Origin of the sequence: Paenibacillus jiangxiensis (genome assembly GCF_046098255.1) — a bacterium.
Taxonomy (GTDB): Bacteria; Bacillota; Bacilli; order Paenibacillales; family Paenibacillaceae; genus Paenibacillus; species Paenibacillus jiagnxiensis.
This window is the reverse complement of the sequence record NZ_JBJURI010000001.1, coordinates 403,091-428,593: the sequence shown is the minus strand read 5'-3', so window position 1 is coordinate 428,593 and position 25,503 is coordinate 403,091. Positions and strand designations below refer to the sequence as shown.

Annotated in this window: 23 protein-coding genes and 1 pseudogene; 11 read left to right on the top strand and 13 right to left on the bottom strand. The window is 51.3% G+C overall.

The features are described from left to right. Both ACI1P2_RS01845 and ACI1P2_RS01840 read right to left on the bottom strand, forming a co-directional pair. A pseudogene (locus ACI1P2_RS01845) lies at positions 1 to 243 on the bottom strand (hypothetical protein); the annotation flags it as partial. 139 nt (positions 244 to 382) lie between these two features. Next, positions 383 to 1,603: an MFS transporter gene (locus ACI1P2_RS01840; RefSeq protein ID WP_355316279.1), complete on the bottom strand. Its 1,221-nt coding sequence runs from the start codon at positions 1,601 to 1,603 to the stop codon at positions 383 to 385. A 262-nt stretch (positions 1,604 to 1,865) separates the two neighbouring features. On the opposite strand from ACI1P2_RS01840, the gene ACI1P2_RS01835 reads away from it, so the two are divergent. The 3 genes from ACI1P2_RS01835 to ACI1P2_RS01825 all read left to right on the top strand — a co-directional run bounded on the left by ACI1P2_RS01835 (position 1,866) and on the right by ACI1P2_RS01825 (position 4,638). Beyond that, on the top strand, positions 1,866 to 2,621 hold the full coding sequence (locus tag ACI1P2_RS01835) for a GTP pyrophosphokinase (RefSeq protein ID WP_355316278.1): 756 nt from the start codon (positions 1,866 to 1,868) through the stop codon (positions 2,619 to 2,621). Next, entirely contained in the window at positions 2,618 to 3,541 is a 924-nt protein-coding gene (gene cysK / locus ACI1P2_RS01830; protein ID WP_355316276.1) for a cysteine synthase A, read from the top strand. Before ACI1P2_RS01835 ends, cysK begins: the two co-directional genes overlap by 4 nt. Before the next feature lie 119 nt (positions 3,542 to 3,660). Beyond that, positions 3,661 to 4,638 (top strand): aldo/keto reductase, encoded by a 978-nt coding sequence (locus ACI1P2_RS01825; protein WP_355316274.1) that lies wholly within the window; start codon positions 3,661 to 3,663, stop codon positions 4,636 to 4,638. A gap of 670 nt (positions 4,639 to 5,308) precedes the next feature. Here ACI1P2_RS01825 and ACI1P2_RS01820 read toward each other — a convergent pair. Beyond that, positions 5,309 to 6,109 (bottom strand): WYL domain-containing protein, encoded by an 801-nt coding sequence (locus tag ACI1P2_RS01820; protein WP_355316272.1) that lies wholly within the window; start codon positions 6,107 to 6,109, stop codon positions 5,309 to 5,311. Next, positions 6,084 to 7,406: a helix-turn-helix transcriptional regulator gene (locus ACI1P2_RS01815; protein WP_355316270.1), complete on the bottom strand. Its 1,323-nt coding sequence runs from the start codon at positions 7,404 to 7,406 to the stop codon at positions 6,084 to 6,086. Before ACI1P2_RS01815 ends, ACI1P2_RS01820 begins: the two co-directional genes overlap by 26 nt. Before the next feature lie 157 nt (positions 7,407 to 7,563). Between ACI1P2_RS01815 and ACI1P2_RS01810 the strand changes: the two genes are divergently transcribed. Next, positions 7,564 to 8,355, top strand: a complete 792-nt coding sequence (locus ACI1P2_RS01810; RefSeq protein WP_355316268.1) for a nucleotidyltransferase domain-containing protein — start codon at positions 7,564 to 7,566, stop codon at positions 8,353 to 8,355. Positions 8,356 to 8,554: 199 nt separating this feature from the next. On the opposite strand, the gene ACI1P2_RS01805 is transcribed toward ACI1P2_RS01810, so the two are convergent. Further along, positions 8,555 to 9,556, bottom strand: coding sequence for an SPL family radical SAM protein (locus ACI1P2_RS01805; RefSeq protein ID WP_355316267.1), 1,002 nt, complete (start codon positions 9,554 to 9,556; stop codon positions 8,555 to 8,557). A 189-nt stretch (positions 9,557 to 9,745) separates the two neighbouring features. Further along, the gene (locus ACI1P2_RS31455; RefSeq protein WP_458295390.1) at positions 9,746 to 9,913 is read right to left on the bottom strand and encodes a hypothetical protein; all 168 of its coding nucleotides are present in this window, start codon (positions 9,911 to 9,913) and stop codon (positions 9,746 to 9,748) included. A gap of 82 nt (positions 9,914 to 9,995) precedes the next feature. On the opposite strand from ACI1P2_RS31455, the gene ACI1P2_RS01800 reads away from it, so the two are divergent. From ACI1P2_RS01800 to ACI1P2_RS01775, 6 genes are all read left to right on the top strand, one after another. Then, positions 9,996 to 10,595: an ECF transporter S component gene (locus tag ACI1P2_RS01800; RefSeq protein ID WP_355316265.1), complete on the top strand. Its 600-nt coding sequence runs from the start codon at positions 9,996 to 9,998 to the stop codon at positions 10,593 to 10,595. Then, positions 10,592 to 12,073 (top strand): ABC transporter ATP-binding protein, encoded by a 1,482-nt coding sequence (locus tag ACI1P2_RS01795; protein ID WP_408976103.1) that lies wholly within the window; start codon positions 10,592 to 10,594, stop codon positions 12,071 to 12,073. The genes ACI1P2_RS01800 and ACI1P2_RS01795 overlap by 4 nt, the downstream gene beginning before the upstream one ends. Then, positions 12,064 to 12,852, top strand: a complete 789-nt coding sequence (locus ACI1P2_RS01790; RefSeq protein ID WP_355316264.1) for an energy-coupling factor transporter transmembrane component T family protein — start codon at positions 12,064 to 12,066, stop codon at positions 12,850 to 12,852. Before ACI1P2_RS01795 ends, ACI1P2_RS01790 begins: the two co-directional genes overlap by 10 nt. 104 nt (positions 12,853 to 12,956) lie before the next feature. Next, complete coding sequence (locus ACI1P2_RS01785; RefSeq protein WP_355316262.1) at positions 12,957 to 13,631, top strand: sulfite oxidase-like oxidoreductase; 675 nt, start codon at positions 12,957 to 12,959, stop codon at positions 13,629 to 13,631. A 166-nt stretch (positions 13,632 to 13,797) separates the two neighbouring features. Then, on the top strand, positions 13,798 to 14,796 hold the full coding sequence (locus ACI1P2_RS01780; protein ID WP_355316260.1) for a Gfo/Idh/MocA family protein: 999 nt from the start codon (positions 13,798 to 13,800) through the stop codon (positions 14,794 to 14,796). A gap of 45 nt (positions 14,797 to 14,841) precedes the next feature. Next, positions 14,842 to 14,979: a hypothetical protein gene (locus ACI1P2_RS01775; protein WP_408976102.1), complete on the top strand. Its 138-nt coding sequence runs from the start codon at positions 14,842 to 14,844 to the stop codon at positions 14,977 to 14,979. A gap of 223 nt (positions 14,980 to 15,202) precedes the next feature. Here the strand turns inward: ACI1P2_RS01775 and ACI1P2_RS01770 are convergent, their stop codons facing one another. From ACI1P2_RS01770 to ACI1P2_RS01740, 7 genes are all read right to left on the bottom strand, one after another. Continuing rightward, positions 15,203 to 15,595 carry a hypothetical protein gene (locus ACI1P2_RS01770; protein WP_355316258.1) on the bottom strand — a complete coding sequence of 131 codons (393 nt, stop codon included), beginning with the start codon at positions 15,593 to 15,595 and terminating at the stop codon, positions 15,203 to 15,205. Positions 15,596 to 15,691: 96 nt separating this feature from the next. Then, positions 15,692 to 16,321 carry a DUF4258 domain-containing protein gene (locus ACI1P2_RS01765; RefSeq protein WP_355316256.1) on the bottom strand — a complete coding sequence of 210 codons (630 nt, stop codon included), beginning with the start codon at positions 16,319 to 16,321 and terminating at the stop codon, positions 15,692 to 15,694. A gap of 907 nt (positions 16,322 to 17,228) precedes the next feature. Continuing rightward, a complete protein-coding gene (locus ACI1P2_RS01760; protein ID WP_355316254.1) occupies positions 17,229 to 18,113 on the bottom strand; it encodes a carbohydrate ABC transporter permease in 885 nt (294 codons plus the stop codon). A 6-nt stretch (positions 18,114 to 18,119) separates the two neighbouring features. After that, entirely contained in the window at positions 18,120 to 19,007 is an 888-nt protein-coding gene (locus ACI1P2_RS01755) for a carbohydrate ABC transporter permease (protein ID WP_355316252.1), read from the bottom strand. A 106-nt stretch (positions 19,008 to 19,113) separates the two neighbouring features. After that, positions 19,114 to 20,448, bottom strand: coding sequence for an extracellular solute-binding protein (locus ACI1P2_RS01750; RefSeq protein ID WP_355316250.1), 1,335 nt, complete (start codon positions 20,446 to 20,448; stop codon positions 19,114 to 19,116). Between the two features lie 94 nt (positions 20,449 to 20,542). After that, complete coding sequence (locus tag ACI1P2_RS01745; RefSeq protein WP_355316248.1) at positions 20,543 to 22,102, bottom strand: helix-turn-helix domain-containing protein; 1,560 nt, start codon at positions 22,100 to 22,102, stop codon at positions 20,543 to 20,545. Continuing rightward, positions 22,099 to 23,853: a cache domain-containing sensor histidine kinase gene (locus tag ACI1P2_RS01740; RefSeq protein ID WP_355316246.1), complete on the bottom strand. Its 1,755-nt coding sequence runs from the start codon at positions 23,851 to 23,853 to the stop codon at positions 22,099 to 22,101. Before ACI1P2_RS01740 ends, ACI1P2_RS01745 begins: the two co-directional genes overlap by 4 nt. A gap of 337 nt (positions 23,854 to 24,190) precedes the next feature. Here ACI1P2_RS01740 and ACI1P2_RS01735 point away from each other — a divergent pair, with 337 nt between their 5' ends. Beyond that, positions 24,191 to 25,477: a glycoside hydrolase family 18 protein gene (locus ACI1P2_RS01735; protein ID WP_355316244.1), complete on the top strand. Its 1,287-nt coding sequence runs from the start codon at positions 24,191 to 24,193 to the stop codon at positions 25,475 to 25,477. Positions 25,478 to 25,503: the final 26 nt, after the last annotated feature.

Below are 25,503 nucleotides of genomic sequence, written 5' to 3'. Positions count from 1 at the left end.
TGAATTTGCAAATCCTAAAAGCTTCTCAACTTTCCAAGTTCCATAGAAATATTTTTCAGTTTCACTATCCAAATTTAAAATTTCTGCATTAAGACAATCGGATGTGTTTTTTGGAATAAAAGACTCATCCGTTTCAGGTGTAGGCTCACTAGAAGTATTTGGATTTGATGTCGTTTCAACATTTCCACAAGCCGATGCTAGCATCAACATGATCATAATACAAACCAATAATATTTTTTTCATATTTCACACTCCCACTATAAAGTTATGTTTTCGCCTGTTTACTCGCTTGCTAACTGGAAGATTTGCTACTTCTGGTTAAAGCTGAAAAAGGACTTCCAAGCCTGCTGTCTGGAAGTCCCTTTCATTGTTACTGATATTGTTAAGCCGAGCTGCCCAGCTTCACCTGCTTGCTCGCTGAGTTCAGGCGGCGTTCAAGCGCCAGGCTGGCAAGTGCTCCCGCCATCCCGGCCAGAGCAATGATCCCGGATACCCAGGGCAGTTGCTGCAACCCCATGTACGTGATGACTACACCGCCTAGAAAAGCGCCACTGGCGTTGCCGAGGTTCAGCACGGAGTGGGTGCTGGTCGATGCGAGCAAAGGAGCTTCGGACGCCAGGTTCATTATGCGCACCTGCAGTCCAGGCATCATGCCAAACGCGGCGATTCCCCAAATAAAGACGGTGATGATCGCCAGGGCTTTGCTCTGGAGAGCAAAGGTCAGCACAGCCAGAATGACGGCCAGCACGCCAAAGTTGACGATCAGGGACGGCATCAGCTTCCAGTCGGCCAGCCGTCCACCGACGATATTGCCGATGGTTACCCCGATACCGAACAGGACCAGAATCCACGTGATGCTTGCTTCGGCAAAACCGCTGATTTCCATCAGCAGCGGTGTAATGTAAGTAAATACCGCGAACAGGCTGGCACAAGCGAACGCCCCCGTAAGCAGCATCAGCAGCACCTGCGGATTCACAAGGCTCCGGATTTCCTGGGCGATGCTTGTGTGCTGATCCTGGTGCATGACCGGGATAAAGCGTATGATTCCAACCAGGGAGATTAATCCCATAATGACGATGGCGGCGAAGGAAGCGCGCCACCCCAGCTGCTGTCCGATGAACGTACCGAATGGCACGCCGACAATGTTGGCGACCGTCAGGCCGGATAGAACCAGTGAGACAGCCCCGGCCCGTTTTTCCGGACGGACAAGGCGGGCGGCCATCAGTGACCCGACTCCAAGAAAGGTGCCATGAGCAAAGGCAGTCCCAATACGTGCAGCAATCAGAAAACCGTAATTGGGCGCGATGACAGACAAGGCATTACCAAGAATAAAAATGATCATGAGCAGACATAACAGCTTTTTCTGCGGAACCTTATGGGTAAGGATTGTCAGAATAGGCGCGCCAACAGCAACGCCGATGGCATAACTGGTGATCAGCTGCCCGGCTTGGGGAATCGTCACCCCCAAATCCTGAGCCACATTGGGGAGCAGACCCATAATGACGAATTCGGTCATCCCGATGGCGAAGGCCCCGAGCGTCAGGCACAGCAAAGAGAAGGGAAAGCGCTCTTTTCCCTTTACATTTTGAGGTCTGGTATTCATGGAAGAGTCATTCTCCTATCCTTTTTTGTATGTATCTTTTGTTTTCTGTTCAGTATAGCATTTGACAGCCTGTCATGGATGAAGGAAACGTAAAAATTTGAAGAAACTGCGGCGGCTGGTCTGCATGCAAGCTGAAATTCGAAAGCAGGGCCAATCAATGATATTATAATTACATAATCATTTGCCGCCTAATCAGCACGGATATGATTTTTGAATAGTTATCCGACATCAGCGCGCGCTTTACAAGCAAAGGAGATTCCGCATGGGTAAACAAGCACAGATGGAACAGTTGAAAAAACTTAAAACCGAGATCACACGTTTTTTGATGATGTACAAATTTGCACTCGATGAAATTGAAACGAAAGTGGAAATTCTCAAGGAAGAGTTTCAGTCCCTCCATGATTACAGCCCCATTGAGCATACCAAATCCAGATTGAAGTCCCCGGAAAGCATTATGAAGAAAATATACCGGAAAAACTGCGGCTTATCGCTTCATGATATCAAAAAGAACATTAAGGATATTGCCGGTCTCCGCATTACCTGCTCTTTCATTTCGGACATTTACAGGATCCAGAGCATGCTTGAAAATCAGGACGATCTCACAATTCTCGAGATCAAGGATTATATCCGGAACCCCAAGCCGAACGGGTATAAAAGTCTGCATATGCTGGTGGAGGTTCCTGTGTTTATGTCGGATCGTCAGGAGCGTGTGTGTGTAGAAATCCAAATCCGCACCATCGCGATGGATTTCTGGGCCAGTCTTGAGCACAAAATCTTTTACAAATATAATCAGTCCGTTCCGGAGCATCTCCTGCAGGAGCTGAAGGCGGCTGCAGACGCCGCGGACGAACTGGACCGTAAAATGGAACGCCTCCATACTGACATCAAGGAGATCAAAGAGAGCAATACACTGCAGTCGGAGGACGAATTCGGCAGTATTCTCGTCAGCAACCGGCAGTTCAGGCTGCCTGCGGCTTTTCTGGACCTGATCGGTGAGGGGGAGCGGGAGATCAAATGACAGCCAAAGTGGTTCAACATATAACTGAATTAATCGGGGATACCCCCTGTGTCCGGCTGGGCAGGCTGACAGGTCCGGAGGATGCCGATGTCTATGTCAAATTGGAGATGTTTAATCCGAGCGGCAGCGTGAAAGACCGGGCGGCTTATAATCTGATCGTACAGGCGGAGAAGGACGGGCGCCTTCGTCCGGGTGGAACGATCATTGAGCCGACCAGCGGTAATACGGGAATCGGGCTGGCTATGAATGCCGCTGCCAAAGGCTACCGGGCGATTCTGGTCATGCCGTCCAATATGACGAAAGAACGGATCAATATCCTGAAGGCCTATGGAGCCGAGGTGGCGCTTACCCCGGCTGAGGAACGGATGCCGGGCGCAATCCGCAAAGCACAGGAACTGGGTGCGGAAATTGAAGGCAGCTTCATTCCGCAGCAGTTCGAAAACCCGGCCAATCCTGACATTCACCGCACCACGACCGCTCTGGAAATATTGGAGCAGATGGAGGGAAGGCTGGATGTTTTTGTAGCTTCATCCGGCACAGGAGGAACCATCACAGGCACAGGCGAAGTGCTGCGTGAACATCTGCCGGAGATCCGGGTCGTGGTGGTCGAGCCAAAGGGCTCACCGGTGCTGTCCGGAGGAAAGCCTGGTCCTCACAAGCTGGTGGGGACAAGCCCCGGCTTTATTCCCGACATCCTGAACACCGGGGTTTATGATGAGATTGTCCAGGTTGAGGACGCGGATGCGATCGCGACTGTGCGGGAGCTGGCAGCGAGGGAAGGGATTTTGATCGGCCCGTCCGGCGGTGCTGCCGTATGGACGGCCCTGCAGGAAGCGCGGCGTCTCGGCAAGGGCAAACGGGTGCTGTGCATCGCCCCTGATACAGGCGAGCGCTACATAAGTATGGGGATTTTTGGCTGAGTATTTCCGATGTAAACGTTTCAATTTATTCATGACAGCCTGCTCCGGTTGGGTGTAAGATAGAATGGATCGTGAATCCATTCTATACTTATCCCACTCGGAGGAGGAACAGTTGCACTATGAGAATCATGCCAATTGAGAAGCGAGGAATTTCGGACAGCCGCCTGGTACTGGGATGCATGCCATTTGGCGGGGGCTGGAACAGGGAACCTATCACGCAGGAACATATAAAGGAAGCTGAAAAAGCGGTGGAAGCCGCGCGCTCCATCGGCATTACGATGTTTGACCATGCTAACATCTACACCAAAGGCAAAGCGGAGGAAACGTTCGGGAAGGTTCTGAAAGCGCAGCCAGGCCTGCGGGAGCAGATTGTGATTCAATCCAAGTGCGGTATTCGTCTGGCAGAGGGGGAGCTGCCCGGCATGTTTGATTTCTCCTATTCGCATATCCTTGAATCGGTAGACGGGTCCCTCAAACGACTGGGCACGGATTATCTGGACGTGCTGCTTCTTCATCGCCCTGATCCGCTGGTGGAGCCGGAGGAGGTGGCCGTTGCCTTCACGAAACTAAAGGAATCGGGTAAAGTCCGTCATTTCGGTGTCTCCAATATGAGTGTGGGGCAGATCCAGTTTCTGGAGCGCAGCCTGTCCATGCCGCTTGTCGTGAATCAGCTGGAGATGAGCCTGGCGCATCTGCACTTCCTTGACGAAACGGTGCATGTCAACCAGCAGGCCGGCACGGATGTGCGGTTTGCGGAAGGTTTAATGGAATTTTGCCGCACAAAGGATATCCAGATTCAGTCCTGGGGGCCGCTCGCGCAGGGACGCTTCTCGGGCAGAGCACTGGAGGATGAGCCCGAGCATATTGTGCGGACGGCAGAGCTGGTCAAGCGTTTGGCAGAGGAAAAAGGCACGACAAGGGAAGCGATTGTGCTTGCCTGGCTGATGAAGCACCCGGCCCTGATCCAGCCTGTCATCGGTACTGCGAATCCTGAGCGTATAACAGCCTGCCAGGATGCAGAACGCCAGGCGGAGCTGATGACTCGGGAAGAATGGTACACCCTGTACGTCAGTGCAAGAGGGAAAGCTCTGCCTTAATGCAGCCAGCTCTGAAACGGGAGTACTTTACAAGGCTTATTGAACTGAGCATCCCTTTAGATTGTTGTGAGACGCTCCGAGAACGAAGCATTCCTACCATCGCTGTTGACCCTCCGGGCCAAAGGCGAACGCTCCGCTTTTCCGGAATTGCTTCGTCCTCTCCGCTGCACCCTGCATGCCCAAACTAAATGAGGAAATCGGCAATTCCCTGACGATTTCCGGTTTGACAAAAAAGTCGAGAACAGGAGTGTTCCTTGTTCTCGACTTTTTAAGTTTCATACCCCTCCTGCACAAAACAACTTGTAGCCCTGATATCTTCCACATTTCTGCAAAAGTTCATATTTTCGAGCTGATATTGCACCCGCCGGAAATCTAACGGTTGCAGTAGCTGCTATTTTACGAAAAAGGACCTGTTCTAAATTCTAACAGTTGTGACTGCCGTTATTTGCATCAATCTAGGCGAAAATATCCGGGTTAAGTGAAATAAGCGACATGGCAACCGCTATAATTTGAAATCAACGTTCTTGGGGCCAATAGCGGCTGTGGTATCCGTTAGAAATGTTTTGATGATTAGAAATGTACCTTGTCAGATGTGTTGCAATGCTAGTTTAACTGACAATGGCCTTGGAAAATAGCCTACCAAAACTGCACATATACACAGGAACTCCTCCTACGTGATACCATATCGCGCCAGAGCTTTAGCGGCTGTTTCTCTCATGCGGGAGAGGAGGTATGCGCCTTCCACCACCTTGATCCTTTTACCCAGAAAACGGATTTTGGACAGCACGTACTCGGATTCATCCGCCTGGTAGGTCAAGGTCATGCGGTAGGTGTCTGTTTCGTCCAGGTAGACCACATCCTTCTCGAAGCAGGAGAAGGCGTACAGGATACGGGAGAGCTCGGGATTATATAAAGGAACAATTTCAATGACGACCTGCTCCCGCCGCGAATCCACAATGGAATCGATGCGGGCCCCCAGCTGAGCAGCCCGTTCCGGGGCAAGGGGCATCTCTCTGACTGAAACGATGTTCTCCAGCTTGGTGCACATGAAGGAACGATGCCTCATGTTATACCAGAGCAGGGACCAGTCCCGCTTGACCATGGAGAATTCCAGCTTGTAGGGAAAGCCCTGCAAATCCTCATGCATCTTGCCGTTCCGCAGCCGAAAAGAAATGCGAATCCCTGCACGGATCAGAATACATGCACGCAGCTCCGGGATCAGCGGATGAAAGACTGAAGCGGTCGGGGGGCCCGCTTTCTCGGTAAGGGCGGAGGCCGGATCAAGCGGTTCATCCGCTTCCAGCAGGGTGCGGAGCTTGGCAAGAGTATCCGGCAGGAACGCCGCTTCGGCAGCCGGGTCCGACAGCATCGTGTGCAGCCACGACCGCTCCTGCGAAGTGGTGGCAAATGCGCCGGATTCGTCGAGCCGCGAAATGACCTGGTAGTTAAATATTTTCTCGAACAGGCTCATAGTAGGCTTGAATCTCCTTCCATTCCTCAATGAACTCGCTTCGTAGGCGGGCTGGTTCGAGTACCTCACAGCTTGAGCCGAAGCTGCGCAGCCACGGCTTGATCTCCATCATGCCATTGACTGTGATCTCATAAATGAAAGAATGGCTGTCTTCTTCCATGACGGTTCCCCACTGCCCTTGCAGGAGGACGCGTTCTTTGATGAAATCACGCTTCGCCCCCTCGGGCCGAAAGAAGCGGACTTTAATCTTCACAGGCTGCCCCGTATCGATCAGCCAACTGCAGCGGGTTCGCTCTTCCAGCACCTGCAGCTTGGCTGTGAACTCCTCCTCTGATACAGTCCCTTCCTCCTGAAGCTGTGTAATGCCCTCCATTCTGATTTTGACGATGCCCCGCCGGTCATATCCGAGCAGATACCAGCGGCCATATTGGTGATCATGGACGATCTGCAGCGGAAGCAGCTGCTGAAGTCGGCCATCGGTTTCTTTGGCAAAAAGCGGGTTGGTGTTCCGGGACCCGTACATGCTGCGCTTGCCTGCGGCAAAGTACAGGAACGAGACGCTGCGGCGGTGCCGGATGGCCTGCAGCAGCGGATGCAGATGCGCTTCGTCCAGAATGCGGGAATAATAGTGATATTTATAAAGAAAAGGCTCTGCAATGTCCCGGTCCGTAGAGAGGCGGCGCAGCGATTTCTTCAGATTGTCGCGAAGCAGGTACCCCTGCACGGAAGGAAGATGAGTGTTGGCCATAATATCCACAAAATCATACAATCTGTTCAGTTCTTCATCATCCAGCATAGTGATCAATTCATTACGCACTCCATAACGGTACGGTCTTCCCCCAGGCTCCTTGCGAATCACCCCGACCTCCTCCAGGTATTTCAGGTCCGAGCGCACGGTCTTCTCATCGGGCAGAGCGGCCTCGGGAGGCAGATCGCTGCAGCATTGATCCAGCAGCTCAAGCACGGTGAGCTGCTGCTCCTGCAGCGCAGTTACGATTTTACTGAGACGCACGCTTTCCGTCTCCTTGAGCGATTTGGCGCGGAATAGAAACAGCAGCAACGGGTCTGTTGAATCATAATAGGTGTAGCGCAGCATTTCGGCAAAATCATTGCTTTGATCTTCCGACAGCTTCCGCTGTACGGTCTGCACGATTTCCTTCAGGCGCCGCAATGTTTTGTCAAACGTATGTACAGAAATCCCGAGCCGCTCGGCGAACTGCTGGCGGCTGTATGCGCCGCTCGTTAATACGAGCATACGCAGGAACTGGATCTCCTTGTCGAAGCTTTCTTTGGCCATATTCAACACCCCGTTTCTAAATAAAGCTGATTTCCACATTGTAACAGGAATTTTTAATCTTGGGGGAGCCCTCGTCATACTTTTGCCGTTTTCAGGAGAGAAGGAATAGGGGATGATACAGGTACCAAGCGGATGCAACGAGAGGAGAGAGAAGCATATGTCTGAAACTGAAATGAACACCAGAATATTGGAAGAACTGCGGCGTATTGAGCGGGAGGAGCAGGTCAGAATCGTATATGCCTGCGAGTCCGGCAGCCGGGCATGGGGGTTTCCGTCCCGGGACAGCGATTATGATGTGCGGTTTATATATGTTCGGCCGGTAGAGTGGTACCTGTCGATCTTTGAAAAGAGGGACGTCATTGAGCAGCCCATAAGCGGGATGCTCGATATCAACGGTTGGGATTTGAAAAAGGCCTTGAAGCTGTTCCGCAAGTCGAATCCGCCGCTGCTGGAATGGCTGCAGTCGCCGCTGCCGTACTATGAAAAGTATTCTGTTGCCGGGCAAATCCGCAGTATATCCCCCTTAACCTTTTCACCGAAGTCATGTATGTACCATTACCTGAACATGGCGAAGGGCAATTTCCGGGACTATTTGCAGGGTGAACAGGTGAAGATTAAAAAATACTTTTATGTCCTCCGCCCGCTACTGGCCTGCGGCTGGATTGAAAAGCATGACAGTATGCCGCCGATTTTATTCGATAAGCTGATCGAAGATCAGCTTCCGGCCGATTCCGTGCTGTATGACATCATCATGCGGCTGCTGGAGCGCAAGAAAGCCGGGGAGGAGCTGGATATGGAGCCGCAGCTGCAGCCTGTGAATGCTTTTATACAGGAACGGATCGCCTATTACGAACAGACCGCTCCTGGCTTAAGGCAGGCTGAGGATGCATATGATCAGCAACTGGATGAGCTCTTTCGTTCCGCGCTGCAGGAGGTATGGAATGTTTAGCGGCAGCAGTCTACGTAATGCAAAAAATGAACCCCGGAGCGGCAAAATTTGCTGCTGACCGGGGTTCGTTAACGAGGAGTCTATGACCTGGGTGCTATATCAGCTTAGCCCATAAACGTCGAATTCATACAAGGATTATCCGTACGGCGTGCCTCTGAAAGATCATGATTTGCCTAGGTCTTCAAAATGGCTTGTCGCGCTAAAACTGAAAGCTTAACTGCTCCACTTCCGGTCCGGTCAGAGGAACAGGAGAAGATGCAGAATACTCAAAAGCCGTCATCGGGCAGGAGCCAGACTGGCTTAAATGCCCGGTCCGGGGAGGGGAAGGTACATCGTCCTGTAAGGAGTACTGCGCACGCAGGCTGCGGAATTCCGCTTTCTTCACCTCCCTGTAATCCGAATCCGCATAGGATCCTCTATATAACTTCCTGTATGCGGGCAGCAGATGGGGATAGTGCTGCTCCAGGGCATGCAGAAACCATGCCTTTACATCCGGTGTCAGCCTCAGGATGGAGGTCATCGCAAACGATGCCTTATGCTGCTGTGCAGCCGAGAACAGTTCATTCAGATCTTCGGCCGAATCCGTCAAATAAGGAAGAATCGGGGCGATGAACAATCCGGTTCGTATCCCTGCTGCAGACAGTTCTCCGACAGTCTCCAGCCGTTTGCCCGGCAGCGGGGCGGCAGGCTCCATCCTGCGGATAATCTCCGTGTGGAGTGTGCCTAGACTGATATTTACAGAGATCATATTCATGTCCTTCAGCACATCGAGGTCACGCAAAATCAAGGGCGAACGCGTCGTAATGCTGGTAGGGATCCGGTATTTTGCGAGCACCTTTAGACATTCGCGCGTAATTTTCGTTTTGCCTTCCACAGGCTGATAAGGATCGGTTGCGGTGCCGATGGCAACGTGGCCTATACTTTCCACCAATTCGCCGATATCATAGTTATATTTGCGCGCCATCCGGGACAGCTGCGCTTCCAGCGCCTCGGGTGCGTTCATTTTCATGAGAATATGGTTCTGGAACTCATCGTCCGCTTCTTTGCCGATATAGCTCTGGAAAGCTCTGGCATAACAGAAATGGCAGCCGTGCGAACAGCCGCGATAAGGATTGATGGACCAGTCAAAAGGCATGCTTTCGGCCTTAACCCGGTTTAGGGTCTGCTTGATCGTCGTCTGTTCATAGGTTTTTCTGGCCATGGGCAATGCCTCCTCAATAAGAACGTTTGTTCCCCTTTTTTTTGTGAGTATACTACATTTCTATGAAAAGTGAAACCCTGTCTGAACCGGAAATGTATTCCGGGATCAGTTCTAGATGGGATATTGTCAGCTTTGTAAATGTGGTGTACATTATTCATGATTCCAAAAAGAAACGGGAGCTTGATGAAGTCAGGCTGAGAGGGTGGCCACATGCCGCCGACCGTGAAATCTGATCTGGGTAATGCCAGCGTAGAGAAGAACAATTGCAGTCAGTATGCATGCAGCCTGCAGGCGGAAACGCCGCAGCTGATTGCCTGCTGTTTCCCGCAGTCTGCCTGTCGGGATATCTGACAGCATATGAATTCATACTGCGCAGCTGCCTGCCCGGATCGGGGCAGGTTTTTTTATTTTATTATTTTGAATGGGGGAGTTAAAGGATATGACAGCATTTAGCTCTAAAAGGGGAAACAAGCTGAAGCTGACCGATATTTTGGTCACCATCGTGATTGCGGTGGTATTCGGCATGGTGTACAAAATCTGGGGTCCGGCTTATGACATGGTTAAACCGCTGGGCCTGCACGCGGAGCAGATTACTTATGGAATGTGGTTTATGGCAGGAACGTTTGCCTATCTTATTATCCGCAAGCCGGGGGTGGCCGTTCTGGCGGAGGTGGCCGCTTCAACCGTCAGCGCTTTATTGGGCAGCGAATGGGGGATTTCCACTTTGTATTACGGACTGCTGCAGGGGCTGGGGGCGGAGCTGTTTTTCGCCATGTTCCTGTACCGGAAAAATAATCTGCTTGTAACATGCCTAGCCGCTGTCGGCGCGGCAGCCGGATCGCTCATCCTTGATTTCTATTACGGCTACATTGAATCCTTGACGGCATGGAACTATACGCTGTTCATCGGGCTGCGACTGCTCGGAAGTGTCGTGATTGCGGGTTTCTTCGCTTATTATCTGTCGAAGGCGCTTGAGCTGACAGGTGTGACCCAATCGCTCCGTCCCGTCTCCCGGGAAGATTATGAGGCACTGGATTGAGCATGGGGCATGAGTTCTCTGCGGCAGCGGGTGTTACCAACCTGAAGCTGAAATTTCCGGGAGAGCAAAGCCTGCTCTTCCAAGGATTGTCTATTTCCGTCCGTAAAGGGGAAAAGCTGCTGCTGCTTGGGCCGAGCGGCTGCGGCAAATCAACGCTGCTCCAGGTGCTGAGCGGCTTGATCCCCGCTGCCGTCGAGATTCCGATGAAATGCGATGAAGTCATTGTCCCGGAACGTTCCGGAGTGGTGTTTCAGGACCCTGATACCCAGTTCTGCATGCCTTTTGCAGATGAAGAGCTGGCTTTTGTGCTGGAAAACCGCCGTATTCCGCGTGAGGAAATGCCCTCCCGCATCCGGGATTGCCTGGCACGTGTCGGATTGGCGGAAGTAAAAGCGGGAATGCCCATTCAGGAAATGTCACAGGGAATGAAGCAGCGGCTGTCTGTTGCGACTGTGCTGGCAGCGGAAGCCGAGGTGCTTTTCCTGGATGAGCCGACAGCGCTGCTGGATGAAGAAGGAACCGCACAGGTTTGGGATACAATCCGCAACATATCGGCGGACAAGACGCTCATTATCGTGGAGCATAAGATCAGTGAAGTGATTCATGAGGTGGACCGGGTAGCAGTTCTGTCTCACACTGGAGAAATCATTGCCGACGGGACGCCGGATGAGGTGTTCTCCACACAGAGGGAAAGGTTAAGCGAGTATGGCATTTGGTACCCGGGGGTGTGGACGAAGGCGGCTTCTCCACGCCTCCTGAGCTCTTCATCGGCTGAGCCGGTTATAGGAGGGATGTCCTGCTTAAAAGGGAGCTCATCCTGTCACGACGCTTCTCCGGTACTGGAGCTCAGCGGTTTTGCCGGAATGCGCGGCAGAACGGAGGTCATTCGGGTCGATGACGCGAAGGTGTTCGCAGGACAGTGGATCGGGATCACCGGTGCGAACGGAGCGGGCAAAAGCTCCTTGCTCCTGTCTATGATGGGCCTGCTCAAGACAAACGGCCGCTACGAGGTATGCGGACGGCCTGTAGGCGGAACAGAGCAGCTGGCCGAAAACATAGGCTTTGTATTCCAGAATCCGGAGCTTCAGTTTGTTACCAACTCGGTGTATGAAGAGGTGGCCTATTCGATCCTTCTGGATCACCCGGATGCGGAACAGCGGAAGCCGAAGGTGCGGCAGCTGCTTGCCCGCTTCGGCTTGTTGCAGTTGGAGGACAGGCATCCTTACCAGCTCTCGCTCGGGCAGAAACGCCGTTTAAGCATTGCAACTGCCATCATCCGCGCGCCGAAGGTCCTTCTGCTGGATGAGCCCACCTTCGGCCAGGACGCCCGCAATACCTTTGCGATCCTTGACTTGCTTGAATCGCTACGCAGGGCGGGCACGGCAGTGATCATGGTTACTCATGATTCCGAAGTGGTCCGCCGTTACTGTACGGATGAATGGCGGGTACGGGGTGGGAGGGTCGAACTGTGCAGCTGACTTTTCCGCACCGCGAGACCTGGTTGCACCAGGTAAATCCGGGCTTGAAGCTTCTCTTGTTCGCTATGCTGTTTCCGGCAGTGATATGGATTCATAATTTGAATATCATGATCAATCTTGCGGCAGGAATGCTGCTGCTGCTTACGGGGGGCGGGCATCCGTGGAAACGGCTGCTGTTATACGCTTCCCCGTTTATTCTGATCTTTATCTCCACTTCGACAGGAATGATGTTTTTCGGTAAAGGAGAGACGACTTGGTGGAGATGGGGGCTGGTGCATATTACGGAGGAAAGCTTTTACCGGGGGCTACATCTGGGCTGCAGAGCAATCTGCATGGCGGCTGTGGGCCTGCTGTTCGGACTTACGACCCGGCCGGTAAAGCTGTTTTATTCCCTGATGCAGCAGTGGCGGCTTCCTCCGAAGTATGCATACAGCTTTCTTGCGGCAATGCGGATGATTCCCATCCTGGTCGAGGAATTCCAGACGCTCCGGCATGCACTGGCCATCCGGGGAGCGAAGCGTCATATCGGCCGCTGGAATCTGTATGCCAGAATCAAAATGTATGCCATCCCGCTGCTTGCGCAAAGCATCCGCCGCGCGCAGCGCATTGCTGTTGCGATGGAAGCCAAGGGATTTTCGGATGCGAAGCGCACGTATTATTATGTGATCGGGTACTCACGGGCGGATGCTTGGCTGATGGTTTATTTTATCGGGATGTTTGCTGCTGCCGGATGGGCAGGGAGCATGTATCCGTACTTCGATGCACTGGACGTACGGTAGCTGTTCGGATGGCTAACGGGTTGACAATCAGGGTATAGTTTTATACAGATAGATATAACCGGAGTGAACCGAGCTCCTGAAACTCGTAATAGGAGGAGAAGCAGATGCAGAACAAAGCCGACCGCCTTAAGGCGGCCCGGGTGCCGGAGCGTCCCGAACTGGATGCGGAGCGGGCACGCCGCCTGCCGCCCGGACAGACCCTCACCGAGAGCTTTCCCATCCTGCATGAAGGAGCTGTGCCCGAATACGATTTGGCCGCATGGGATTTGCGTATTTTCGGAGAGGTGGAGGAGGAGCGAACGTTTACTTTTGATGAGCTGCAGGCGCTGCCTGTAACCCGTACGGTCAGCGACATTCATTGTGTGACCCGCTGGTCCAAGTTCGATACCCCTTGGGAGGGTGTACGCTTCTCGGATCTGATGAAGGAAATCAAAGTCAAGCCTGAGGCGAAATATGTCATGATTCATGCTGATCCGGATTATGAAACCAATCTGAAGCTGGCGGATTTGCTGAAGGACGATGTGCTGCTGGCCTGGAACTATGACGGCAAGCCGCTGACCGCCAAGCATGGCTGGCCGCTGCGGCTGGTCGTGCCTGCTTTTTATTTCTGGAAAAGCGCCAAATGGATTCGCGGGATTGAATTCATGAAGGAAGACCGGCCGGGATTCTGGGAGAGCAACGGCTTTCATAATACAGCCGATCCGTTCAAGGAGCAGCGTTTCTCGTCAGATGAATATTATATGCCTGAAGACGAATGGAAATATGTGGAGGCGGATTAATAAGCCACGTATGGTGGAGCAGGCGAATGAAGAAGGGGATGCTTAAGTGTTAAAGCATCTCCTTTTTTTGCGTGCGCGGATTTGTTAAAATGGAAAAGAAATCGATTACATATCATCTGGGATAGCTTGCGGCAGGTGTGGATCACCACTTTGAGGAGGCGGAGAGATGGGACAGAATGATGGGAAAAAAGTGAAATGGGGTATTATCAGCACAGGCTGGATTGCCGGCAAATTTGCGGCTGATTTTGCTCATGTGGCGAACGGGGAGCTGTACGCGGTCGGTTCGAGGTCAATAGAAAGCGCCAACGAATTTGCGGAGAAATATCAGATCCCCCATGCCTACGGGAGCTATGAGGAGCTGTTAAACGATCCCGAAGTGGATGCCGTGTATATCGGGACACCTCATCCTTTCCACAAGGAAGCTGTGCTGGATGCTCTGAACGCGGGCAAAGCGGTGCTGTGTGAAAAGCCTTTTACGATCAATAGCGGCGAGCTGGAGGAATTGATCAAGCTTGCCAGGGAAAGAAATCTGTTCCTCATGGAGGCCATGTGGACCCGCTTCCTGCCGACGATCCGCAAAGTGCGGGAATGGCTGGATACCGGCAAGATCGGCGAGGTGCGTCTGCTGAAGGCCGAGTTCGGCTTCCGTACCGGCTGGAACCCGGAGAGCAGACTGCTGAATCTGGAACTGGGAGGCGGTGCGCTGCTTGATGCAGGCATCTACCCGGTATCCTTTGCTTCCATGATCTTTGGTTATGAGCCGGAGGATATATACAGTAAGGCGCATATCGGCGAGACGGGTGTCGATGAGGAATTCTCGATTATGCTTACCTACAGCGGTGGCCGGTCAGCGATGCTGAACGGAGCGGTGCGTCTTGGCCTGACCAATGACGCCTATATCCATGGAACCGAGGGTTATATTCATATTCCATCCTTCTTGAATTCCAAAACGGCGGTCCTGCATATCGGAGGCCAAGAGGCGGAGACCTTCAACGATGACCGTGTCTCCACCGGATATGCTTTTGAAGCGGAGGAAGTAGGCCGCTGCCTGAGCGAAGGCCTTACGGAGAGCCCAACGATTACACTGGAGGAATCTCTGGGCATTATGAAGCTGCTGGATGCATGCCGCAGCCAGTGGGGACTTCGCTATCCGGGTGAAAGTTGAACCTGATTTCAACCTAATGTCCCAAACAAGCTGTGCCTGTTTCCGATGGTAGTGCGGTCGCCGTGCAACCGAATTAGGCTTGTGGCTGTGAATATGCTGCTGTGCAAAATCAACGGCTCCAAGCCGATCAGTGAGCTTAAATTTAAGCCGGAATTGATTGTAAGACAAGCAACGGCCGCGTGAAAATAATTGCAAATAACCTGCCCTGGGAGATGAGTTCCTAGGGCAGGTTATTGTTGCAGCCATTGCATCAGTTTGGGTGATCTTAGTAGATTGGCATTAAAAAGCCACCTCGAAAGAGTTGATTTATTGATGGAACCATTAATCTGATTACAAGCACATCTGATTACTTCGTCAACCCGCGTATGATTTACTTCATTTAGAAGGTCCTGTTCATAGTAGAGAGTCAATTCAAAGGGGCTTCTTTTAGTTCATTTTCAAATTGTTCCCCAAACATTAACATATCCTCTTTTTTTATCTTTAGTGTGAAAAGTGTGCCTAAGTCCATCAGAATTAATAAATATAGGTCTGTACTATATTCATGCATCCATTTAATTTCTAAGTTCTCTTCAAAGTGAGAAAAATAGCCATCGTATTTATTATCTGGGAACGTCTTGGTCATCTCAATAAAGTTCCTAACAATTAAGTTAGTCCAACCAAATTTTACTTCTCTAACTAAGTTGGAATTCTTAAAATACTTCAAAATCAATCTACTACCCTCATCATCCCGTGGTGTATGTGATAAAAAAGAAAATTCAAAGTATGTATCTGGGTTTTCATAATCACGAAGTTGCGCCATTGTTTACCTCCTGAAATAAAGTAGAAAGCATTGCTATAAAAACGCAACACTTTCTACGAATTTAGTAGAATCTCTCTTATAGAATTATACAGTTAATTATTTGTATTTAAAACTTCCTTTTACCCATCTTCCATCTTTGATTCTACTATCAACAGTGGAAACACTATCTAGCTTGTAAGTAGTTATAATTGTATTAAGCAAATTATCTATAACAATGACTACCTTGTTGTTACGATCAAGCATAATACGTGAATTATTATTAAGCGTATCATAATACTTTTCTACTGCAAACATTCCAGATGATTTTTCTGATAGAACATTATCCATTTGTAAGCTACTGATTCCACGTTCAACTGCTCTCTCTACAGCATGTGCAGAAACCTCAGTAATAATATTTCTTGGAGTAGCTTTTGCAGTAACTCTTGAGCCTTTACTTACATTCTTAAAAACTATTTCAACCAGTCTTCTGATGATTGTTCCAGTAGCAGCCTTCATCTCGTTGGAACTAGAAATTCGATTTTTATTTTCTTCAGCCAGAGCAGCGTAGGCTGCCTTCATCTCCATATCGTGTTGATCTTCTACAATAATATTTTCTACAGCAGCTAGAGAATAAGTATCATTAGTAACTGAACTGTTGTTATCTGCAAATGATACTCCAACAGATACAGTATTTAGGCCAATAGCTAATGCTAAAATAAGGGAAATTCTTTTTGTCCACTTAACCAAAAACAACTCATCTCTTTTCTATTATATTTATATGTATTTTCGGCCGAATAACATATAAATATATAATATTTACCAAGGTATTTTTTTGTAAATATGTATAATTTTATATATATTGATATTATCATATAAAATTTTGCTACTCTTAACAAAGCTTAATCACGCTGTGAAACGGGAAACTATAGCGGAAAGGGGATGTCTTAACTTTATTAGAAGATTGAATTCATTTATACCGTTATTACCTTCAGAGACTTGTTTATTTTCAGATACGGATATAAGAGTTTTCTAGTGGGATATAAGGGGATGGCAACTCACTGATGAGAATTATGCTTATCTCTAACAAAGGTTCAAGCACCGATGTGGAAGAATCCATTGAGCTGATCGGGGCACCACGCCGTAAATATGGAAGCCCCGAAGGATTATTGCAACTTCTACGTCGGCAATGATCCGCAAGTTATCAAGAATGTGTAACAGGGTGCCTATGAATACGGCTGGCAGCGTTCGCCTTTGTCACGTGCCCGGTTAAGCACTCATTTTATAACTGGTGAGAGTCCGGTAAACGGGAGGGTCCAAGCTCATGTGTAGCTAGGATGCCTGCGCTTGGAGAAATCTTTACCTGAAGTACATCGACGAAAGTATCTATCGGAGACAAAGCGAGCAGGGTACTGGGCCGTACCATCAAGTGAATCTTGCCACGTCGTCACGAACGCCTGTAAGAGGAAATAGTGGGAGCTGAGTCCCAGCCATATGAACGAAGGCCGTGGAAGTTGCATGGAACTTGGAGCAGCAGTGAAGAATCCCCCCGGCGTAGGGGAATGAGGGGCAGGAATCCCTGCCCGTTACTCTAACCCAAATTTCCTTCGAAAAAGTAGGAATGCTTCGTTCTCGGAGCGTCTCGTTGCGGGCCTCGTTACCCCTTCACAGCCCCCGCAACCATTCCCTTCATAATCTGCTCCTGGAAAATCAGATAAATCACGATGGTAGGCACCACGGCAATCGCCATGGCGGCCATGGTCAGCCCGTAGTCTGTTCCGAATCCGTCAGAAAAGATGGACAGGCTCAGCGGCAGTGTCTTGAGCGCCTGCGAGTTGATGAACACGAGGGCAAAGGCGAACTCGTTCCAGTAACGAAGGAAAGCGAGAATCGCTACCGTCGCCATGCCGGGAACGGACAGAGGCAGAATGATGCGTAAGAACAACCCCCAATAGCCCATACCGTCGATCAGTGCTGCTTCTTCAACCTCCTTCGGAATGGAGGTCATATAGGCGGCAATCAGGAAGATGGCAATAGAAAGTTCGAAGGCCGTATAAGGCAGGATCAGCGCCCAATGCGTATTGAGCATGCCGATGTTCTTCAGCATGATGAACAGCGGGACAAGTGTGCTGTGAATCGGGATGAGCATGCCCAGCAGGAAGTAAGCCGTGATGGCGCCCTGCAGCCGGAATCTGAAGCGCGAAAGAGCAAACGCGCACATCGCTCCAAGGATCAGTGTTAGAATCATGGCTAATACGGTAACAATGGCGGAATTCATCATGGCCTGCCCCATGCCCGCCAGCTTCCAAGCGCGGATCATATTGTCGAAGGACGGCGCCTGCGGCAGTGAGAAAGGGTGTGTGAAAAATTCTTCATTGGTCTTAAAGGCGCTGATAAAAAGCCAATACAACGGATAAAGAGTCAACAGCGCATAGAATGCCAACAGGGCATTCCTTATCCAAAGCGACACCGGCTGCCGTTTCCTGCTGCCCCCTTGCCGGGCGAACGGCAGTCCGGAGATAAGATCAGGTTGTTGTTTCATCAGGCATCAGCCCTCCTTCAGCTTGTTTCGGTTCATAAGGATCTGGCTGAGCAGGATCAGAAGCGCGCTGAGCACAACAATCAAGGTTGAAATCGCCGAACCGTAGCCATAGCGGTACACGGCGAACGTGCTGTTGTACATATAAGTCGCCAGCAGCTCGGTCGTATGCGCCGGGCCACCGTGTGTCATGACGAATACCTGGTCGAACGCCTTCAGGCTGCCCGCGATGCACATGATCACGGCCACCTTGATCGTATTCCAGATCATCGGCAGCGTAATGTAGAACAGCTTCTTCGGCCCTGTGGCCCCTTCAAGCAGTGCGGCTTCCTCTACCTCGGAGGGCAGATTCTGTATGGCTGCGATGAAAATAATCAGATAAGGCCCGATGTTGGCCCAGATGATCGGTACGGAGAGCGCGTACATATTGATGTCCGGATCGGACAGCCAGGGCTGCGCCCAGGACTCCAAGCCCACCGAATTCAGCAGCAGGTTCAAGATGCCGATTTGCGGGTGATATATATATTTCCAGATCAATCCGATGACAACGGTGGACAGAACCATCGGCATGAACACAGCGGAGCGGATGACACGGTAGAACCAGCGGTTGCGAAGAAGCAGCAGCGACAACACAAGGGCGATTGGAACCTGTCCGAACACGGATGCGCAGACGATGATAATGTTGTTCTTGAACGAGCGCCAGAAGAGCGGGTCCTGTATTACCGCAATGTAATTGGACCAGCCGGCAAACTTGGCTGTACCGATTCCGCTCCAGTCAAAGAATCCATAGTAGGCTGACCAGATGATAGGGACGATGACGAAAAATCCATAGAGAACAATGGAAGGCACCAGACAGAGTAAAAGAAAGCCTCTTAAACGTGCGGCGGCAGTGCTCATAACCTCCTCCTCCTTTTTCTGCTGTACCAAATGCGCGGCATTTGGCCGGTCAAGTGGAAGCCGCACCCAATGGGTGCGGGCCGATGATTTGTATTTTTAAAAGAAGTTACTTGCCTGCAGCGGCTGCCTGTGTAGTTTGCAGCTTCTCTGCCACGGCGGCAGGGTCTCCGCCCAGCATAATTTCCTGCAGTCCGTTGTTGATGGCCTCGCCGCCCGCAGCGGACAGATACAGATCATATACAGGGCTGAATTTGAGTGTCTTAACCAGATTAAATGCTGTATAGAACAAAGGAGTTACTTTGGATTCATCAATGTCAACGTTGTACATGACCATGGAGTTGCTTTCCGCAATCGCCTTTTGCGCATCCGCATTGCTCAGCTTGTAGAACAGCTCCTTTGCCAGCTTAAGCTTTTCTCCTTCGATGTTGGCGTTAAGCACGAAGCCGCCGCCCGGACCACCTGTAATGGTGTTGACCTCTCCGAGACCGTTCGGCATGGCCGGGAATACCGTAATGCCTACCTTGTTGATTTGCTCTTCGGATGCGGCAGCAGCCCAGTTGCTGATGGACCATGCGCCGTTCATGATCATGGCGGCATTGCCCTGAATGAACTGCTGCTCAGCCTGCGTATTATCCAAGCTGTTGGCGCCTTCCGGGAATGCTCCCGCGTCGACCAGCTGTTTGAAATCATTTAAAGATTCCAGGAACTGCGGTTCTGTGAAAGAAGCTCCATTGCCATCCTTGGCATTCATGAACCAGTCGCTGCCCGTTACACGGTCAGCCAGTACGCTGAACAGGGTCGATTGCGCCACCCATGGAGCCTGGTTGCCGAGCGCAATTGGCGTAATGCCTGCCCTTTTGAATTTTTCAATGGCTGTCAGCAGCTCTTCCCAGGTGGTAGGGACCGCAACGCCATTTTGTTCGAAAATATCTTTGTTATAAAAGAGGAAGGAGGTTGCAGACATGGCGACAGGAGCAGAATAAACCTCGCCGTCATAGGTGTAGATGTCGGTAGCGCCTGGGAGGAATCCGTCGGCCCAATCCTTGTTTTCTTCCAGCACGCTGGTGATCGGCTGAATCAGGCCGGCTTTCTGGAATTCATCTGTGAAGCTGCCTGCGTAGGTAAGGAACAGATCCGGCATTTCCTTGGCGGCGGCCACCGTTTGAATGCGTTGGCGATAGGCATCGGTAGGGATAGGCTGCGAATCCACCGTCACGTCCGGATGCTCCTGCTGGAACTCATCGATCAGGCGGCGCATGGTTTGCGCACGGAGGTCGTCACCGGAATAATTATGCCAGATCGACAGCGTGATCTTTTCACCGCCTCCGCCGCTGCCGGATTCTCCAGCGGCACCGGAATCGCTGCCTCCGCTGCCCCCGCACCCTGCCACGATCAGACACAGCGTAAGTGCAGCGATAAGAACTTTGAATGTTTTTGTCATGTTTTCTTACCTCCATCCGTAAATGTTTCTCCTATAATATAAAAACTCCCGCCCACAGGTAAGGGGAGAGAGTTAAGGGGAGGGGGGATAAAATTCAGCAGTTGCTGCGGTATTCGGACGGAGTGAGTCCGGTATGGCGTTTGAAAAGCTGGGTGAAATATTTCATGTCCTCATAACCGACGCTTTTGGCGATTTCCTTCACGCGCAGGGAGGTTCCCGACAGCGCGGTCATGGCTCTTTCCATTCGTTCGGCCGTCACAAACTCGATATAGTTTCTTCCGGTTTCCCGTTTGAACAAATCGCTCAGATAATTCGGATGAACATGGATGTGAGCGGCGACCTGCTGCAGTGTGATGTTGTGGATAAGATTGCCGCGGATAAAAGCGATGGCCTCTTTGATATAACGGTTGGTACTGTCGGACCATGTCAGGTAAATGTCAAGCATTTCCTCCAGATGGCGGGTAAGCACCCCTTCAGGATCTCTGATCAGCGTTTCCAGTGACGGCATCCGCAGACCTGACGCAGGCATTTCAGCACCGCTGTCCCGGGCGGAACGCTCCAGCCACCGGTAGCTTGTCATCAGCAGCAGCTGGATGTAAGCGTGAAAGGATTCGGGGGTAGCCTGCGGATTGGCCCGGACCGCTTTGCATAGTTCTTCCGCCAGCAGACGCAGCTCCCCCCGTTCCCCGCTCTTGAGCGCCCTTACGAGGCGTGCTTCATCCTCCGGGGAGCGGGCCAAGTCGATTCCTTTCCGTCCCTGTACCTGGTCGCACATCACCAGCCTGGCGCCATCGGTAAACCAGCGGTAACCGTGGGTCTGCTTGGCCTGCAGATAGGAGGAATGGAGCCGGTGCAGGCTTTGAACTACCGGCCCGGCAGAAATGAACAGCTCCAATCCCAACTCACGCTCCATGTGCTGTGCCATCTCCGTGAGTTTATCATGCAAATTCTGAATCCCGTTAAGATTGATGACAGCCAGTATTTTTTGCCCTTTCCGGAGGCAGACGGCGGGGAACTTGCTATTGAGCTCCTGTTCCATCCTGGACATCGCGTCATCGGTCAGGCTGTCCTGCTGTCCGGAGAGCAGCGATATCATCAGCACCTGCAGCGGTGGCAGGCGCTTGTCCAGAGGCAGGGGCTGCCTAATTCCAGGCAGCAGGCTGTCCAATCCGCTCAGCTCCACGTTTTCCGGCATACGGCCGTTCAGCAGCATATTTTCAAGTACGCTGATGTGCTGCGTTTTATCACCATCCGGCTTACTGATTAATCCTTGCCGGGCTCTGCTCAGGATTCGACTGCGCGCTTTTACGGCGGCGTTGATGATTTCCTCCGGGCTGCTCGTTTTTAATATATAATCAGCCACTCCGTAGCGGATCGCCTGCTGTGTAAATTGAAATTGGTCATGAACAGAGAGTACGACGATTTCCGTCTGCGGATAGGCTTCCTTAATTTCGGCGGTCATGTCCAGGCCGTTTTTGCCGGTCATTTGAATGTCGGTAAACACGATCTCGGGCTGCTCCCCCGGGATGCGGCTGAGCGCTTCCTCCGCTGAAGCGGCAGGCTTGAGAAGTGTAAAACCGTGCTCCTTCCATGGGATTACGGTGCTTAGCCCGTTGCGTATGATGACCTCATCGTCCACAATCAGCAGCTTCATGTTTCATCTCCTCCAATGCAGGGAATGGTAAAGGAAATTCTGGTGCCGCGGCCTTGCCCGCTTTCGATATGAAGGCCCGTATTTCCGGCATAATGCATCGTAAGACGGCTATGCACGTTGCGTAGCCCGTAGCTGCCGCTCCCGGAACGGGGCTGTATTCCCATCGATAAAGAAAATTGGAGCTGCTCCAACACCTGGGGGATCATGCCTGCCCCGTTATCCTGTACGGTAAATCTCATCTCATCGCCAGACGCTTCTACTTTGATACTTATGCGGCCATGTTCCCCGGTTTGCAGCACACCGTGCAGGATCGCATTCTCGATCAAGGGCTGCAGCAGCAGCTTGAGCATTTTTTGGTGTCTGCAATCAGGCTCGACTTCGAAATCCACCGTGAATTGCTCGGGGTAACGGATGGACTGAATCTTTACATAGCTTTCCACATGAGCGATTTCCTGCTGTACCTCGCAGAATTCCTCACCCTGGTTCAAGCTGAACCGCAGGAAGCTGCTTAAAGAGTCGACCATCACGGCAATGCCGCTGTCACTGTTCATCAAGGCCATCCAATGGACGGAAGCAAGTGTGTTGTAAAGGAAATGGGGATTGATCTGGGCTTGCAGCGCAAGCAGGTCGGCTTCCTTCTTGCGCGCCTCGTTCTCCTTGACTTGTGCGGTCAGACGGCGAATGCGGCGGCTTAAACGGTTGTAGCTGATAATAAGCTGACCAACCTCATCCACGGAGGGAACGGAGAGCTTGTCCTCCAGGTTGCCCTGCTTCAGGAATAAGGACAGCCGGTGCAGCGGTCTTGTAATGGTGGAGATCAAAAATAACAGGATTGCCGCAATAATGAAGGCTGCGGCCGCAATGACCAGTGCGGTCAGCCGGAGCAAATACTGGTTCTCGCTGCTGTATTGAGCGAAAGGAATAACACCCACCAGCGTCCAATCCGTATTGGGCATCTTATAATACATCAGGGTCTTCCGGTCACTGCCCTTCCCGTAATTCAGGAAGCCGGAGGAAGTCTCCGACAGATGAATCCCGGGGAAGAGTGCGACCAGATCCTTTGCGCCGGATACTTGCTCCTGTCCGGCTATAATGCGATTATCCCTGTCCAGCAGCAGCACGTACCCGTCACCTTCCATGCCGGACTGATAGAGGTAGCGTGAAATGACCTTCTGATTCAGACTGATGGCGAGAAAACCGAGCGGCTGGTACGTATAGGTGCTGCGGATCGGTCGGGTCAGTGTAATCGTGTTTCCAGCGGCGGCCGCTTCTTCTCCGGAGGGGATGGTCCAGAGCTTTTCGGAAGGAGCCTCTTCAGAGAATGTGCCGTCCTCCGGCAGGGCAAATGAACGTCCTTGAAACTGTTTGGCTGAATAAGATATGACTTCTTTGCTGTCGTTCGGAATGATGCTGATGTTGGCGATGTAATCTTTGGAGAAAACCAGATTGGTGAGAAAAACAATGATGGAGGTACGCAGTACGACATTGCTGCGGGACGCGCGCAGATACTGCTGTACGTCTTCATCGCCGATCAGGAATATGGACATGCTTTCGACATCCTTAACCATCAACTGGAGCTGGGTATCGAGCTGGCGCAGGATATTCATACCTGTGAGCTTGGCTTTTTCTTCTGAGAGGGAGGATGCGGTAGCGTATGAAAAAAAGCCTAAAGATACAATCGGAATGATCATTGCCAGGATTAATATAAAGGACAGCTTTCTCTTTAATGATCGGCCAAGCCATCTTTTCACTCGACCCCCTCCTTAATCAAACGAAGCAGTATAATAAATAATTTGTAATAAAACATAACAACGATTTGTTAATGAGCTGCCGAGATGATTCCGAAAAATTGAATATGTCATGAATGATAACATTAATTCTGCATTTTTTGCAGAGAACAGTAAATAAAATATTCTTCAACTGGGGTTGTCATGTCTGATTTTTCACTGATGCGGGATGTCCTCCATTTTCGTGTGGGGATGAATAACGCCAAAATCACCCTGCCTGCGTTCTGATAACGAGGGAATAAGCCAATCCTTACCCTTCATAGGATAGTGGCAGTGTTATCTTAAGCGAGGAGGGACCAACATGCAGATTCATGTTGTCCAGGCCAATCAGACGATCTACAGCATTGCTGAAGCATACAGCCTTCCATATGAGGATATTGTCCAAGCGAATGAACTAACGAACCCGGAGCGTCTCGTGGTCGGACAAACTCTGGTGATTCCCATTGCGGGCAGCTATTATTGGGTCCGACGGGGCGACAGCCTGTGGTCGATTGCCCGGCGGTTTGGTGTGACTTATCAGGAGCTGGCACGTGTGAACGGGATTTCGCCAAATCAGACACTATCGGTTGGGTTTCGGCTGTACATCCCGCCCCGTTCCAGGGTGAGCGCCGAATTTAACGCTTATGTGGAGCCGCGGGGGGAAGCGGTGGCTCCGGCGCTGGTACGAGGAGCGCGGGAGGCCGCACCGCATTTGACGTATTTGGCGCCATTCAGCTTTCAGGCGCTCAGGGACGGATCGTTAAAGGAGCCGCTGCTGGACGGTTTTGCGCAGATCGCCAGCGACAACCGGGTTGTGCTGATGATGGTCATTACAAATCAGGAGAACGGACAGTTCAGTAACGAGCTTGGGCGCATTTTACTGAATGATATTCCCGTTCAGAACCGGTTTTTGGACAATATCGTAGCTGCCGCCAGCCAATACGGATTTCGGGATATCCATTTCGATTTCGAGTTTTTGCGGCCGGCCGACCGGGAGGCATACAATAACTTCTTGCGCAAAGCCAAAACACGCTTTCAGCAGCAGGGCTGGCTGATGTCCACCGCACTCGCACCCAAAACCAGCGCCACACAGGCAGGGCCGTGGTATGAAGCTCACGACTACCGGTCACATGGGCAAATCGCCGATTTTGTCGTGATCATGACCTATGAGTGGGGGTACAGTGGTGGTCCGGCCCAGGCCGTTTCCCCGATCGGTCCGGTAAGAAAGGTCATCGAATACGCGCTGACGGAAATGCCCGCTTCCAAAATCATGATGGGGCAAAATCTGTACGGGTACGACTGGACCCTGCCGTTTGTGCAAGGAAGCGTAGCGAGGGCGGTCAGCCCGCAGCAGGCGATCGGGATCGCGGCCGACAATAACGTGTCGATTCAATACAGCGCAAGAGCGCAGGCTCCATTTTTCCGCTATACGGACGGGGAGGACCGCGAACATGAGGTGTGGTTTGAAGATGCCCGCTCGATTCAGGCCAAATTCAATTTGGTCAAAGAACTGGGGCTGCGGGGCATGAGCTATTGGAAGCTGGGCCTGAGCTTTCCGCAAAACTGGCTGCTGATCGAAAACAATTTTGACGTAGTGAAAAGGGGTTGATATTAAAAATAGTGACACAGGTCAGT